10 protein-coding genes are annotated in these 16,415 nt (G+C 45.4%); 9 read left to right on the plus strand and 1 reads right to left on the minus strand.

Going from position 1 to position 16,415, the window contains the following annotated elements:
- Window positions 1–556: 556 nt before the first annotated feature.
- Window positions 557–1,813: an O-antigen ligase family protein gene (locus OYT88_RS09730; RefSeq protein WP_274399656.1), complete on the minus strand. Its 1,257-nt coding sequence runs from the start codon at window positions 1,811–1,813 to the stop codon at window positions 557–559.
- Window positions 1,814–2,876: 1,063 nt separating this feature from the next.
- Between OYT88_RS09730 and OYT88_RS09735 the strand changes: the two genes are divergently transcribed.
- From OYT88_RS09735 to OYT88_RS09775, 9 genes are all read left to right on the plus strand, one after another.
- Window positions 2,877–5,210 carry an Ig-like domain-containing protein gene (locus OYT88_RS09735; protein WP_274399657.1) on the plus strand — a complete coding sequence of 778 codons (2,334 nt, stop codon included), beginning with the start codon at window positions 2,877–2,879 and terminating at the stop codon, window positions 5,208–5,210.
- A 553-nt stretch (window positions 5,211–5,763) separates the two neighbouring features.
- Window positions 5,764–8,373: an Ig-like domain-containing protein gene (locus OYT88_RS09740; RefSeq protein WP_274399984.1), complete on the plus strand. Its 2,610-nt coding sequence runs from the start codon at window positions 5,764–5,766 to the stop codon at window positions 8,371–8,373.
- 1,137 nt (window positions 8,374–9,510) lie between these two features.
- Window positions 9,511–10,272 carry a YveK family protein gene (locus tag OYT88_RS09745; RefSeq protein ID WP_274399659.1) on the plus strand — a complete coding sequence of 254 codons (762 nt, stop codon included), beginning with the start codon at window positions 9,511–9,513 and terminating at the stop codon, window positions 10,270–10,272.
- On the plus strand, window positions 10,256–10,954 hold the full coding sequence (locus OYT88_RS09750) for a CpsD/CapB family tyrosine-protein kinase (RefSeq protein ID WP_274399660.1): 699 nt from the start codon (window positions 10,256–10,258) through the stop codon (window positions 10,952–10,954). Before OYT88_RS09745 ends, OYT88_RS09750 begins: the two co-directional genes overlap by 17 nt.
- Before the next feature lie 47 nt (window positions 10,955–11,001).
- Window positions 11,002–11,769 (plus strand): tyrosine-protein phosphatase, encoded by a 768-nt coding sequence (locus OYT88_RS09755; protein WP_274399661.1) that lies wholly within the window; start codon window positions 11,002–11,004, stop codon window positions 11,767–11,769.
- A 490-nt stretch (window positions 11,770–12,259) separates the two neighbouring features.
- On the plus strand, window positions 12,260–12,961 hold the full coding sequence (locus tag OYT88_RS09760; protein ID WP_274399662.1) for a sugar transferase: 702 nt from the start codon (window positions 12,260–12,262) through the stop codon (window positions 12,959–12,961).
- A gap of 29 nt (window positions 12,962–12,990) precedes the next feature.
- Window positions 12,991–14,064 (plus strand): GDP-mannose 4,6-dehydratase, encoded by a 1,074-nt coding sequence (gene gmd / locus OYT88_RS09765; protein WP_274399663.1) that lies wholly within the window; start codon window positions 12,991–12,993, stop codon window positions 14,062–14,064.
- A gap of 29 nt (window positions 14,065–14,093) precedes the next feature.
- Window positions 14,094–15,038 carry a GDP-L-fucose synthase family protein gene (locus OYT88_RS09770; protein ID WP_274399665.1) on the plus strand — a complete coding sequence of 315 codons (945 nt, stop codon included), beginning with the start codon at window positions 14,094–14,096 and terminating at the stop codon, window positions 15,036–15,038.
- Window positions 15,039–15,112: 74 nt separating this feature from the next.
- Window positions 15,113–16,264, plus strand: coding sequence for a glycosyltransferase (locus OYT88_RS09775; protein WP_274399666.1), 1,152 nt, complete (start codon window positions 15,113–15,115; stop codon window positions 16,262–16,264).
- Window positions 16,265–16,415 lie beyond the last annotated feature (151 nt).

Raw genomic sequence — 16,415 nt, forward strand, 5'->3', positions numbered from 1 at the left:
AAACCTGGTCGGAGGAGCGCCGCTACCTGAATATGGGCCTTTACTGGGACTGGAAAAAGAAACAGCAGCAGCACGCTGCAACAGCAACCGCCAAGGTAGCCAGTATCCGTTCATGATGAGGCTCATCTAGCTGAGATAATTTACACACAAATTAGGACTTGACCCCCAATCGGGCTAAACTTGCACCGAAATGCCGGAGAGTCGAGTTGTGTCCGAGTGACTAAATGACGTCGGACTCCCCCCAATCCGGTTGAAATCAAAATAGAACCCGGCTAACTCAGTCAACATGAAAAAAAGTCTCACAATCCCAAATTTTTCCAAACAATGGCCCCGCACCTATCGATTTATCTCACTCTTACCGCTATTTTTGTGCTCGGCCCGACGCTCCTGCGCGACATCATTCGTTTTCAGTAAATGATTTACAGTAGCTACACCTTTTTTGTAAATGAAGAGCCGTATCTAATGCCGCAGCCTGCTCGTAATAAGGCAGGCCGTCTAGCGGGCCGTCCGCCATCCCAGGTAATGTCCGGCATGAAACCGTTTCCGGCTGTCACAGCTAGGCCTGCCGATCGGCAGATTTAGTTGCACGGGCTGTTTGCTTTTCCTGATATCGGATTAAAAACAGGAAAATAACAAACCATGTCAGGAAATGGTTGAGATTATGATTGTTGGTCGCAAACCAAAGCACGTGAATGAACCCGATATTCGTTATTTTCCATAATAAATCCGATCGGATATCCGAGTCCTTCTGCCGTTTAAAACGGATCACTCCGGTTCTGTAATAGCGCCAAAAAATAAACAGAGCGAGGAGCAGCAGCGCGATTCCCAGCAATCCGGTTTCAAACAGCAGCTGCAGGTAGGTATTATGAATGCCGCTTGCCGTCCCGAACCCGGAACCGAGGATCATATTCTTGCTGAAGTTAATATAGGCAAGATGCCATGCGAGGAATCTCGTCGTTGTGCTTCCGTAAGCCGCGAAGAAGCCATTGTACTCCAGCATAAATACAGCGTTTATGTTAAAAAGAAAACGTTGAATGACCAGATAGATGATAGCGATGACAGGTACCACTTTTAAAACCGTCATCATTATTTGCTTCGGACTTAAATGAGAGGAAACGGCGATGTACAGTAAACTTAGAGTAAGTGTAATGTAAGCGGATCGCGTTTCCGTCAGAAATAATGCGCCGAGCGCCAGCAAAAAGTAGACGGCCATGAACACGGTCGACCCGAAACGGTTAAAAAACAGGTTTTGTTTTTTTAATTCGGTCCGGGATAAAAACAGCAAGACGAGGACAGCCAGCACAAAACTGGATGCATTACCATATTCGTTGGGATAGGAGCCCGGTGAAAATCTTAACAAGTTTTCTTTGCCGTAGAATTGAGTGAGCACCTGAAAGCGGCTGATCCATTTGATACTCACAGCGCCCAGATAATACCCGATAAAGAAAATATATCCGATGATCATCGATATAAAATAGCCGAACAAAAAGACTTTTATGTAATTGGCTTTTGACTTCATGTCTTTTTTCATGGCGTGATCGGCCATGAGAAACGTCGAAAACAGGAGGCAGGCTAACAGGATGATCCGTGAAACAGGGCCCTGATCGGTACTCAGGCTGCTATTGACCGCATGGGGATTCAAATGAGTGAGATAAGCGGAAACCGCACTGAATAATAAATAAGGAACAAAGAGCGCGATAAAAAACAGCGTTCTTTTGCGGCTGAGATGAAACAGGGAAACTAGAATAATCAAAGGCAGCAAAACATAGAAAAAACGGAACGAACCCGATGAAAAAGGGATGAGCGATCCCATTGCTCCGCAAAAAATATATAACGGGATCAGTAAATCCATAATCTTAAATTTAAACTTTTTTATGCAGCGCTGCACGGGATGCGTAAAAGAACTGGGATGATGAGAAGAAGCCGACTGAGCGTAAGCTATGTGATGAGCGCGTGAAAAAAGAAAACAGAGAATGCGGCTGTTTCCGCATTTTATACCGTTTTTTTCTCCGCTCCGCGAAAGATCCGCCGTTTCCTCGTTCAACGGTCCTGAAAATCTTAGACTTCGGATGTTCGAACACCCTTTCAAAAAAACGATTTTAGCCTATAGTATTCTCGCTTTTATGATTCCATAATCCCATTATTTATAAATGAGCCGTCCCGGCATCCGTTTGTCGGGTTGGCGGAGCCAAAATATTGTTCACCTGTTTATATTTCTTACAAACACCTTCGTTCATATATCCGCCGGAAAACGCAGTAACATATTTGACAAGTCTATTCTACCAGCGTAGAAATAAATGTCCATCGCTTTTTATTGAAGGATGGTCCTCAGAATTTATCTTTCCATAGTCCTGATTAAAGGGATCCTATATATGAGAAAAAAGGATAAAAGTTCATTTTTTGACTGACCAGATGATCGAACGTGCGAGCGGGCGCCGATCCATTCAGTTGTTGAAGGGTGACTGAGTATCAAAGAGCTTTTCCGGATCTGAAATTCCAGGTAATGATTCAGAGCAAACAGACACTTGTCGGAGGAAACCGGCAGGTGGGTCTGCTTCAAACCGGCAAGTGATCGATTATTTTTTTGAGTTCGATTTTTTCACGAGTGGCAGCTACTCTCAACCGATAAGCACGGATCAAAATGAGTGAGCACCTGAATTGTTTTTTATAGCTGTTCATTGGATTCTGCTGCAATACATTTGAAAGAAGCAACGGATTTTTTTGAAAATCAGGACCAATAACCCGACGAATCGGATTCGGGGGAGAACATGGATTTTTTTAAATGCCATTAAATCTTCCTATAGCTACTATGGATTGGTGAAATTTTTATTTCATTTAATCCTTCACCTGTTTAAAATGAATAGTATGGAAAGGAGGTGGAAAAAATTTTAAAGATTGCTAAGTTTATAGGGCTGCTGTTTTTTGCAAGCTGCTTCGTGCTGGTTTTAAATCCTCATGCGTCGGCGGCGAGTACGGTTTCAGGCCCTCGGGGAATGATTGATGATCCGGTTCAAGGTAAGACGCTGGAAGGAACCGTTCTCGTTCGCGGCTGGTTTCTGGATATGAGCGGCGTGTCCAAGATTGAAGTGCTCATTGATGGAAAAGTGGTCGGCAATGCTACATACGGTCAGTCTCGTCCCGATGTCTACAAGGCTTATCCGCAGTATCAGAACAGCAATTCCGGTTATCAGTACAGCCTGAACACGGCACAGTTAACGAACGGGACGCATCAGCTTTCGGTTCGGGAAACAGGGAAAAACGGCGTTCAGGCGACGATCAACCGCACGGTGAATGTGCAGAATCTTGCGGTTCAGGGGCGGATCGACGGTCCGGCTGCCGGCAGCACGCTGCAAGGAACGGCCACGGTACGCGGCTGGTTTCTGGATACGAGCGGCGTGTCCAAGGTCGAGGTACTTGTCGACGGGAAAGTGATCGGCAATGCGACATACGGCATTTCCCGTCCGGACGTTTATAAGGCTTATCCGCAGTATCAGAACAGCAATTCCGGTTATCAGTACAGCCTGAATACATCACAGTTTACGGACGGGACGCATCAGCTTTCGGTTCGGGAAACGGGCAAAAACGGCGTTCAGACCACGATCAGCCGTTCGGTGACGGTGAAAAAAATTGCGGTTCAGGGGCGGATCGATGGTCCGGCTGCCGGCAGCACGCTGCAGGGAACGGCCACGGTACGCGGCTGGTTTCTGGATACGAGCGGTGTGTCCAAGGTTGAAGTGCTTGTCGACGGGAAAGTGACCGGCAATGCGACATACGGCCTTTCCCGTCCGGATGTTTACAAAGCCTATCCGCAGTATCAGAACAGCAATTCCGGTTATCAGTACAGCCTGAACACGGCACAGCTAACGAATGGGACGCATCAGCTTTCGGTTCGGGAAACAGGGAAAAACGGTGCTCAAACGACGATCAGCCGCACGGTGAATGTGCAGAATCTCCCGGTCCAGGGGCGGATCGACAGTCCGGCTGCCGGCAGCACGCTGCAGGGAACGACCACAGTACGCGGCTGGTTTCTGGATGTAAACGGCGTGTCCAAAATCGAAGTGCTCGTCGATGGGAAAGTGATCGGCAGTGCGACATACGGTCAGTCTCGTCCGGATGTCAACAAAGCTTATCCACAGTACCAAAATAGTAATTCGGGTTATCAGTACAGTCTGAATACATCACAGTTTACAGACGGGACGCATCAGCTTTCGGTTCGGGAAACAGGAAAGAACGGCGCCCAGACGACGATCAGCCGTCCGGTGACCGTGAAGAATCTCCCCGTTCAAGGACGGATTGACAATCCGGGCGCCGGGAGCACGATCCAGGGCATAATTCTTGTCCGTGGCTGGTTTCTGGACGTGAGCGGCGTGTCAAAAGTAGATGTCTATGTAGACAACCAGTATCAAGGCACGGCGACTTATGGTTTATCGCGCCCCGATGTCGGCAGCGCTTATCCTGCATACGGGAACAGCAATGCCGGTTATCAATTCTACCTTAAGAGCTATTTATTAAGTGCGGGCAGCCATACATTGACAATTAAGGAAACCGGCAAGGATGGAGGACAGTCCACGATCAGTCGGTCGGTGAATGTCGTTCTCCCGCCGGGCGGCGCCATTCAGGAGGGCATTGACATTTCGAACAATAACGGCGGTTCGATTGATTTTCAAGCCGTTAGAAATTCAGGAGTCAGTTTTGTCATTGCCAAGGCTTCTGAAGGAACGACTTTTGTGGATCCGACGTTCAAGACAAATATAGCCAATGCCATGGCCGCGGGCCTGAATACGAGCGCTTATCACTTTTTTCAATCAACAAACGATCCGGCGAATGCAAGAGTTGAGGCCAATCAGTTTGCAGCCATACTGAAGAGCATCGGTTTTAACGGATATGCGTTTGTCGATGTCGAAGTCACAAATTCCGGAGATACGAAAGCCTCAGTGACCAACAGTGTCAATGCTTTCCTTGATCAGTTAAAGCAGGACGGCATTTCCAAGATAGGGATCTATTCTTACTTAAGCTATTACGATACTTATCTGGATCTTTCGACGCTGCAGAGCCACTTTCCGGACTTATTGGTCTGGACGGCAGCATGGCATTCGGCAAGCCTGGGGCCCCAGACGACAACGGATCTGTGGCAGTTTACAGATAACGGGAGTGTCAATGGCATTACCGGTTCTGTCGATATGGATCTTTCCTACAATCCGATATTTTGATCTCTTTTCCGCTTCATGTGAAAACATTGAAGCGGTTTTTTAATGTTTCCACATTTCTGGGAAAATATTTTTATTTATCAGAAATGTGATGGGAAAAATAGCTTTGGCACTTCTGAAACAACCCTATAGGTGACTATGCGAACAGGTGTTGAGTTTCGGAAATGTCCGGATATTTTGCGTTCTCCCCGTTTTATAAGAAAAGAAATTAGTTTATCCAGCGTGATCATCTGCTTCCGGGATGGAAGTGTCCCGTGATGACCGGAACAGTTGGGGCGGCCGGCAGAAGTTCGTGAGAACATCATCCACTTCCCCGGCTTGTTTGCCGTTCTTTCATCGGTCTCGGCTGTTTTTCGTTACTGCTGCATCGTTTGTTAACTGCTTTTTTATCTTGTCTATAAGATTATGTCAGGGAATAAATGTTAAAATAAATATATCTGTGAGAATGATAGATACATAGAGATCGGTCTGTTTTTATTGATAACGATGAAGCAAGATTAAGAGACGGCGGTTTCGATTGCCGCAGAGAAGGAAGAAGGTCTTCAAATTGAAAAAAATGCGACTGGCTCTTTCGATTATTTTAGTGATTCAGCTCATTTTTGCCATTCCGGCAGTGACAGATGCTGCTGCTTCTCAGGATCATGTCCTGATCAGCAATGAATCGGCGGATGGGAACAGCAGCGAAAGCAGCGGTTCTTTTCAGGTCAACAGCCATTCATATGCATTTGATAAGAGTCTCAGCAAAAGCGCCTATCGGATCGACTATGTCAAACCGTTTAATCCCGCGAAAAATAACAGTAAGATCATTCAGAATAAAATGCGCCGGTTCCAGGCGGATCAGCTGGGCGGCAGCAAATCATTCTGGGTGACCGATCTGGTGACGAACACGCCTTCTCAAATCAGTGCAACGCTTGAGTACAGCGGCACGTACGCCAACGTCTGGGTCAACGCCAATCAGATTACCTCGGCGGAAGCCGCTGAACTGGGGAAGGAATTCGACAGTAAAATTTATCCGCTGGATGTTTCAAATTTCGGCGATGCGCCGAATGTCGACGGGACCGGTAAAATCAATATTTTATGCTACGACATTCAGGACGGTTTCAGTGGGAGCGGCTCTTATGTCGGCGGCTACTTCTCTCCGGAAGATCTGTACGCCACACAGTACTCCAATGATTCGGAAATTTTTTATATTGATACAAATCCGCTGATGGGGACGGGATCAACCAAAGATGTGACACAGGCCTACTCGACGTTGGCCCATGAATTTCAGCACATGATTAATTACAACGAAAAAGTGCTGGTGCAGGGGAACCAGCAGGGAATGGATACGTGGATGAATGAAGGGCTGTCCATGGCGGCCGAACAAATATTTTCCGGGGAAGCCCTGAGCGACCGTATTGACTATTACAATTCCGATTATTCAATAGCGGACGGCCAGTCGCTGCTCAACTGGGACTATAGCGGGGACGTTCTGGCCAACTATTCGCTGTCCTATTTGTTCATGCAGTATTTGAAAATACAATGCGGCCAGAGCGATCAGATTTTCAAGGAGCTGATCGATGATCCGAACACCAATGATCTGGCTGTTCAGGATCTGATTCGAAAATACATTGATCCGAAACTGACATTCGGAAAATTTATGACTGATTTCCGCGAGGCCCTGTTTTTAAACCAGAGTACAGGTCTGTTCGGGTTCCGCAATGACGCCGGTTTTCAGGCAATTCAGCCAAGAACTTACAGCGGCGGTTCCCCGTTGACGCTGAACGGAGGCGGAGCGGTTGTTGCGCAGATAAACGGGTCTTCCGTTCCTTCCGACAAGGGCCGGGATGTGACTTACACGGATCTGGGACAGGCCGGTTCCGCATCCGCTCTTCAGACAATAGGACACGTTGACGCACCGGCGAACGGGAACACGATTCAGGGCACGGCAACCGTGCGCGGCTGGTTCCTGGACGGGAGCGGCGTATCGAAGGTTGAGGTATACGTGGATAACCAGCTGCAGGGGAAGGCACAGTACGGCCTTTCCCGTCCGGATGTCGAAAAAGCCTATCCGCAGTATGGGAACGGCAGCTCAGGCTTTCAGTATGCTCTGGATACCCGAAAACTGCGCGCAGGCCGGCATACGCTGACTGTTAAGGAAACCGGAACAAACGGCGGAATGGTGACGAAAAGTCTCACGGTGACGGTCGCCAATTTGCCGGCCAAAGGAACGATCGACAGCCCGGGCGCGAACAGTACGATTCAGGGCACAACAACTGTACGCGGCTGGTTTCTGGATGGAAGCGGCGTATCGAAAGTGGACGTGTACGTAGACAATCGCTATCAGGGCAGCGCGACTTACGGCCTTTCCCGTCCGGACGTGAACAAGGCTTACCCGAAATATGGTAACAGCCATTCGGGCTATCAGTTCAGCCTGAATACGGGTAAGCTGATGAACGGCACGCACACACTTTCCGTCAGAGAAACGGGAGGAAACGGAGCGCAGGCAACCGTCAGCCGAAAAGTGACGGTGCGAAGCCTGACAGCCCGCGGAACGATCGACAGCCCGGGCGCGAACAGTACAATTCAGGGCACAACAACTGTACGGGGCTGGTTTCTGGATGGGAGCGGCGTATCGAAAGTAGACGTGTATGTGGACAATCGCTATCAGGGCAGCGCGACCTACGGCCTTTCCCGACCGGACGTGAACAAGGCTTACCCGAAGTACGGCAACAGTCATTCGGGCTATCAGTTCAGCCTGAATACGAGCAAACTGACGAATGGAACGCACACACTTTTCGTTAAAGAAACAGGGAAAAACGGAACGCAGGCAGCAGTCAGCCGAAAAGTGACGGTGCGAAGCCTGACAGCCCGCGGGGTGATTGATAATCCCGCGGGGAACAGTTCCGTACATGGCACCAGTCTGGTCCGCGGCTGGTTTCTGGACGGGGGAGGCGTATCGAAAGTAGACGTGTACGTGGACAACCGCTATCAGGGCCGTGCAACCTACGGCCTTTCCCGTCCGGACGTGAACAAGGCTTATCCGCTTTACAGAAACAGAACTGCGGGTTATCAATATTCTCTGAACAGCAGTTTATTCGGTGCCGGTTCTCACTCACTTAAAATAACAGAAACCGGACTTGACGGAGATCAGCTTTCTCTCAACCGTGTCATTCATGTCAATTAGCTTTTGAAAGAACGGGGGAGAATGGAACCTTGAATGCATTCGGGTACTTCAGGCTTAACGACACAGCGGTTTAAGAAGCCGTTGAACGAATGAAACGGGAGTCATTGGGTAAGTTGGCCGGCTGTTCAGGCCGGTGTAATAGTTTATCACGCATGATCTTCTTCCTTTTCTTTGATTAGATGAATGTTTATCACTCAAGTTTATGTACGTAAAAAAACAGAATCTAGTTCGATAAAGAGTGTATCCTTTTGAAAAGGTTTTGATCCGGCTAGTTTTGAAAAACAATCGATTTGTGCTGTAAAACAGCAGCCGCATGAAAAGTGTTCCTTCATGCGGTCATTTTTATGTCCTCGTTCAAGTGCTATATTCAAATCACTGCGAATGTCCGATTTCCACTGTTTGTTTTCTGAAATTTGGCATACAAAGCGAGAACCTGCCTGAAAGCAGCATCCTGTTCAGTGACGAATCGGTCTCTGATACATCGCACGAAAAACAAATGCATAGAGTCGCAGCTTTCCTTCCCATGTTTCTATCCAGATTCTTAAACCTGAAACTTTTCCGGATGATGGCGGTGGTATAATTATATTAGCGGTTGGGATTCTCTAGACCCCTTATTGACGTTGATTTGAAGGAGTCGTTTTGCACTCATTTCCCAGTAATCCTGTCTATAGAGTTGGTCAGGAAGGATTCACGGCCAATTTGAAAACGGGTCTCAATCGAGTTCTTGGCAACTTGGAGGTCAAGTGTTTATTCTAAAATAGCCAATTTGGAAAATCTATATTAAATATGAATAATATAGATTAATTCATAAGTAATTTATAATTCATTCATTAGCAATTCAAAAGTTTTCCAGAATGGAAACAAGTTATGTGTTATAATAGCATCTGGATATTTAGTAATGGTTATTAAGCACTAACAATTTGGTAAAAAATAAAATTTCGTTATCCTAAGTCATAACGGGAAGAAGGGGTGGAATTTTAACAACAAAAAGTTGAGAAACTTTGTACGACATTACGCCAAGATGTCTCTTATTTTTAACGAAGGCGTCGTCTTTTCCTGACAAAAAATGTGCTATAATACTACTATCTTGACAAAACTTTCTAATTTATAAAATCCATTTGCCAGTTGGGGGATATTATGGAAGAGACGATCAGCCTTCAGGAAATTTTTCATACTCTAAGAAAACGTTTTTCATTAATCGTAACAATTACTTTGCTGGCCGTGGCAGTCAGCGCGTGTGCCACTTATTTTCTGATGACTCCGAAATATGACGCGTCGGCGCAGATTCTCGTCAATCAGGCAAATGAAAACAATGCGAGCCTTTATGCGACCAATGCCGTACAAACCAATGTGCAGCTCGTCAATACATACAGTGTGATCATCAATAATCCGACCGTTCTGAATCAAGTGATCGATCAGTTAAACCTGAAAATGACCACAAATCAGTTAAAAGGGATGCTGACTGTAGACACGGCGCAGAATTCTCAGGTTTTCACGTTGACAGCAGAGTCGAAAAGCCCATCGCTGTCGGTAAAAATCGTCAACAGCGTGGCTAACGCTTTCAAGTTGCAGGTCCAGAAAGTAATGAATGTCGATAACGTCAGCATTCTTTCCCAGGCGACGGTCGCTTCAAGCAAGAGTCCGGTCAGCCCGAAACCGGCAATCAATCTGGCGATCGCATTTATGGTCGGGCTGATGGTGTCGGTCGGCCTGGCTTTCCTGCTTGAGTATCTGGATAATACAATCAAAACAGAAGAAGACATCGAAAAGGTGCTTGGTCTGCCGTTGCTCGGGACCATTTCGGAGATAAAACGTCATCATGAGAAAGGATCAGGAGTAGCTGTTCATGAAGTCGGTCATCAAAGGGTGAGAGGGGGCGGTCATGTTGAAGCAAAATAAGCCAATTTCCAAACAACGTCATTTGATCGCTTTTTATAAGCCCAAATCGACTATTGCGGAACAATACCGGACAATTCGGACGAACATCGATTTTTCTCAGGTGAGCGGAGAACTAAAAACGATGATGATCACCTCGGCCGGACCCGGTGAGGGTAAGTCGACGACAGCAGCGAATCTGGCAGCGGTGATGGCTCAGCAAGGAAAACACGTACTGCTGATTGACGCCGACCTTCGCAAGCCGACGATGCACTATACTTTCCGGCTCAGTAATACTCACGGATTAACCACCTTGCTGACCAAAAAGAGCACCTTCGATGAAGCCATTCAAAATACGGAAGCGGAGAACCTTTTTGTGCTGACGAGCGGACCGATTCCGCCTAATCCGGCGGAATTGCTAAGCTCGCCGGCTATGACCAGTTTCATGAATCATGCACTGACACTTTTTGACACAGTGCTTCTTGACACGCCGCCGGTCCTGGCGGTGACGGATGCCCAACTGCTGGCCAATCTCTGTGACGGAACAGTACTCGTGGTTCGAAGCGGTGCTACTGAAAGAGAGGCAGCTGTAAAAGCGAAAGATCTGCTCGTCAAAGCAAAGGCAAGAATTCTCGGAGTTGTACTCAATGGCAAACCGGTTTCAAAATCAGACAGCCATTATTATTATTACTACGGCAATGAGTAAATAATACAAAATTATAGAAATTGCCAAGATGAAGGAGGCGAAACCGGATGATCGATATTCATTGCCATATTTTACCGGGAGTGGATGATGGTGCGAAAAACGAAAATGTTTCGCTTGCCATGGCCAAACAGGCAGTCAGCGAAGGGATCACACAGATTGTCGCTACGCCTCACCATCGCAATCGTCACTGGGACAACCCGCGATATTCTGTTTTGAAGAAAGTCAATGACCTAAATCACTTATTCGTTCAGCATCAAATCAATCTGACTGTACTGCCCGGACAGGAAACGAGAATTTTCGGCGAGATGGCGGACAGCTCAGTTGAAGAGGAACTGGTCACAGTTAATGACAATGGGAAATACATACTTATTGAGTTCCCGTCGCAGCATGTTCCGCGTTATGCAAAACAGCTTTTTTATGACCTGCAGGTCAAAGGTATCACGCCCATTATTGTTCACCCTGAACGCAATCAGGAAATTTTCGAACATCCGGAGATCCTCTACTCCTTTATCACAGACGGTGCGCTCTCACAGGTGACGGCTGCAAGCCTGATCGGCAAAAACGGAAAGAAAGTTAAAAAAAGAACGTTTCAGTTCATTGAAAACAATTTGACTCATCTTGTCGCTTCAGACGCCCACAATGTGACCGAACGTCCTTTTTATATACAGAAAGCTCTGATAGTACTCAAAAAAGAATTTGGCAGCGAAGTCTTACAATTGTTTAAAGAAAATTCCGCATTGCTCGTTAACGGCGATCTTGTTCAGCGTGAGGAACCGTCAGAGATAAAAGATAGGAAATTTTGGGGAATCTTTTAGTCGGGAGGGAAACAAGGTGAAATGTGGGCATAGAGTATGTTGGATTTATGGCAGAGACTGCACCTTCTAAAAACGTTGTTCTTGTTTTTGATGGGAATAGAGTCGCCATTGGTCATCACGTAGAAATAAGCTATAACCCCACAGCCAATTGCGATTGCCTATATTCCGTATAAAGCGGATATACCGAAAATCCTATCAAAGCTCTGACCTGCACTAAACGTGAACTATTAATACAGGCCTCCCGAGTAAAAAAATCTGTATTTGGCAGATCTAAATAAATATGTGAAAAAGTCAGCTGCTTGTGGTAACTGAAACGGCTGCAAAGCAGATAAATAAGATGAACTTTGTTGCCCTACCGAATCAAGTCCGGAATTATCAGTCGACAAATCGGCTGAATGAATTTACTTAAAGAATAATCTCATGGACTGGTCCAATTCTGGACAATGACTGCTCTTCTATGATAAGCCCTGATTTAACGGAGGAATGACTTATGGCTATGTCCAAATCATCGATTGAGAATAACATGCCACACAATGTTAATATCGGTAAAAATTCAATATCAATTAATACTGAATTAGAAGGACAAAAATTCTATTTGTCTACAAAAAGAGTGATAGATGTTTGTGGGTCTCTGGCAGGACTCATACTTCTCTCCCCGCTCTTATTGATTATTTCTCTGTTAATCAAATTAGAAGAGCCGAAAGCAAAAGTAATTTTTAAACAGATACGTTTAGGAAAAGACGAGAAACCGTTTAATATGTATAAGTTTCGTTCGATGGTTCCCAATGCTGAGGAGCAGCTGAAGAGTCTTTTAGATAAAAATGAAGCCAGCGGCGCGATGTTCAAAATAAAAGATGATCCCCGGGTTACTCGACTGGGCCATTTTCTTAGAAAGACAAGTATGGATGAGCTTCCGCAACTGGTTAATGTGTTAAAGGGGGATATGAGTCTCGTCGGTCCCAGGCCCCCTCTACCAAGGGAAGTAGCGGAATATACAGATTACGATATTCAGCGACTGCTTGTGACACCAGGCTGCACGGGACTCTGGCAAGTGAGCGGGAGAAGTAATCTGGGATTTGATGAGATGGTCAAATTGGATTTAGATTATATTAATAGAAGAAGTTTTCTCATGGATATTCAAATCATCTTCAGAACGATTTGGCTATTATTCGGGTCAAGGGATGCATTCTAAGAAAAAAAACGATATGAGGAGTATAAATGATGCAAAAAAAGGTGGCATTAATCACCGGAATCACCGGCCAGGATGGTTCCTATCTAACAGAGTTTCTGCTGAATAAAGGCTATGAGGTGCATGGAATTATCCGCCGTGCCAGCACGTTTAATACAATGCGCATCGATCACCTTTTCAATGACCCGGCAATCGGCAATGAAACGCTCTTTCTGCATCACGGCGATATGACCGATTCCAGCAATATCAATCGACTCATTGAACAGGTGAATCCGGATGAAATCTATAATCTGGCGGCGCAAAGTCATGTGCAGGTTTCTTTTGAAGTCCCCGAATATACGGCGGAAACGGATGCGATTGGCACTTTAAGGATATTGGATGCAATCAGGAAGGCCGGCGTTGACGCAAAATATTACCAGGCTTCAACCTCAGAGCTTTATGGAGGTCTGCCGAATACGGCTCCGCAAAATGAAAAGACACCTTTTTATCCGAAGAGTCCTTACGGTGCGGCCAAGCTTTATGCTTACTGGATTACCGTCAACTATCGGGAATCCTATGGGCTCTACGCCTGCAACGGCGTCCTGTTTAATCACGAATCCCCGCGACGCGGCGAAACGTTTGTCACACGTAAAATCACCCGTGCCGTCGCTTCAATTATTGCCGGGAAGCAGGAGCGGTTGAGCCTGGGGAATCTGGATGCGAAACGCGACTGGGGCTATTCCGGCGATTATGTGGCCGGTATGTGGCTGATTCTCCAGCAGGACGAACCGCAGGACTTCGTGCTTGCTACTGGAGAAACGCACACCGTCCGCGAATTCGTTGAATTGTCTTTTAAAGAAGTGGGTATTGAAATTGAATGGCGGGGTCATGGTGTGGAAGAAAAAGGCTATGATGCAAAATCCGGAAAACTTTTGGTTGATGTCAATCCCCGTTATTTCAGACCCGCTGAAGTCGAACTGCTTTGGGGCGATCCGACTAAGGCAGAACGCGAACTCGGATGGACGCGGGAAGTCAGTTTTCTCGATTTAGTCCATATGATGGTCGACAGTGATTTGAAACAAATCTATGGCAAAAGTATTGAAGAATATCTGCCGGGCGTCTTCTAAATAGCTCAATTCCATTGGGGGAAATTATCTTGGAAAAGGATTCAAAAATATACATCGCCGGACATCATGGTTTGGTTGGTTCCAATATTATGAAACGGCTGCGTGAAAAAGGGTATACAAATGTGATTGGCAGGACAAGGCAAGAACTCGATTTGACCAATCAGGACGCGGTCAATGCGTTCTTTGAAGCGGAGCAGCCGGAATACGTGGTTCTCGCGGCGGCCAAGGTCGGCGGGATATTGGCTAATAATACCTACCCGGCAGACTTTATCATGCGAAATCTGCAGATTCAAGTACATGTGATTGACGCCGCTTATCGACAGGGTGTTAAAAAATTACTCTTCCTGGGAAGTTCCTGTATCTATCCACGCATGTGCCCGCAGCCGATTAAAGAGGAGTATCTCTTAACCGGCGAGTTGGAGAAAACGAATGAAGCTTATGCGCTTGCAAAAATCTCGGGACTGAAAATGTGCTATTTTTACAAGCAACAATATGGCGCGAATTTCATCAGTGTGATGCCGACCAATCTCTACGGTCCGGGTGATAATTTTGGTTTAACCAACTCCCATGTTCTTCCGGCGCTACTGCGTAAAATGCACGAAGCGAAAGAATCGAATGCCGATACGGTTGAGATCTGGGGAACCGGAAATGTATTACGCGAATTCCTGTATATTGACGACATGGCGGATGGATGCATTTTCCTGCTTGAAAACTATGACGGCGCTGATTTTGTCAATCTGGGGACAGGCAAAGAACTGACGATCCGACAGTTGGCTGAATTGATTAAGAGAGTCGTGGGATTTAAGGGACAGCTTGTGTTTAATCCGGACAAGCCGGATGGGACACCGCGAAAGCTGCTTGATGTATCAAAGATGAAGGAACTCGGTTGGCAGTACAAAGTGGAACTGGAAGACGGGATTCGTCGGACGTATCAATGGTTTCTTGAACATCAGAGTAATCTAGTTATGAAATAATTTAATAGCATCTATTGAGTGGGTTTGATGGCTCAACTTATCGTTCATATCATCCAGAAAGGAATTAAACAATAATGAGCAGCTTTGTACCATTGAAACATAAACAACCGAAGTTGCTATCTGTAGTGGAAGCGATGGGTGGTGGTATTTTTACTTACATTGTTGATTTATCAAACCTGCTTGTAAATTCTTTTGACTTATACTTAGCATATGGCATCCGTCCACAGACCCCTTCGAATTACAAGAATTATTTTGATAAACGAATTCATTTAATTGAAGTACAAAATTTCACACGTTCTTTAAGTGTTTCAAAAGACTTTAAAGCATTTTTTGAAATAAAAAAAATTGCGAAAGATATTAAACCCAATATTATTCACCTTCATTCTTCAAAGGCTGGTGTGTTAGGACGTTGGGCATTTAATGGTCATAAAATACCTCTATTCTACACACCTCATGGTTACAGTTTTCTCATGACAAACTACGGATTCGTAAAACGTACACTATTCCGGCTTATTGAAACTGTATCTGCCTGGAGATATTGTACAACTATTTCTTGTAGCAAGGGTGAGCATCAAGAAACCTTGAAATTTACTAAATCAGCTACTTACGTGGATAATGGTATTGATATAGGTTCGTTACAAAAATTAATCGGAACAATAAGAGAATCAGGAACCCATCCATTTACAGCATATACATTGGGTCGCATTTGCAATCAGAAGAACCCAAAATTATTTAATAAAATTGCTGAGAGGTTGCCGAATGTTAGGTTTATTTGGATTGGTGATGGGGAGCTAAGGAATCAGTTAACTGCACCTAACATTGCTATTACTGGTTGGAAGGACAGAACGGATGTTCTCAAATTAGTTATGGATGCGGATGTATTTCTTCTCACATCATTGTGGGAGGGACTACCAATTTCTCTATTGGAATCCATGTTCATGAAAAAGCCATGCGTTGTCAGTGATGTTATTGGAAATCAAAATGTCATTAAGGACGGCGTTAATGGCTATTTATGTAGCAGTGTGGAGCAGTTTGTTAGTTCGATTGGCAAGATTGCATCAATGTCAAAGGAACAAGAACAAAGTAGCTTGACTAATAATGCATATCAAGACATTGTTTATCATTACAACTCAAGTGTGATGGCTAAGGGGTATCGCAATATCTACATGGGACGTCTTAACCAATTAGAACAAGAAGAACACTATAAGTATCGTGCACCAACTTAAAAGATTATTTTATTGATCAGGATCTTGGTTAAGTTCAGTTATTTTTCAAAGCGATTTACAAGACTCAGCTAACCAAATATATTTTTGAATATTATAGTTTGTTATTAACTATTTTTATTCGTGTCCCGAATCTACTGGTCAATTGCTCACT

The organism is Sporolactobacillus sp. CQH2019 (genome assembly GCF_028765345.1).
Lineage (GTDB): Bacteria > Bacillota > Bacilli > Bacillales > Sporolactobacillaceae > Sporolactobacillus.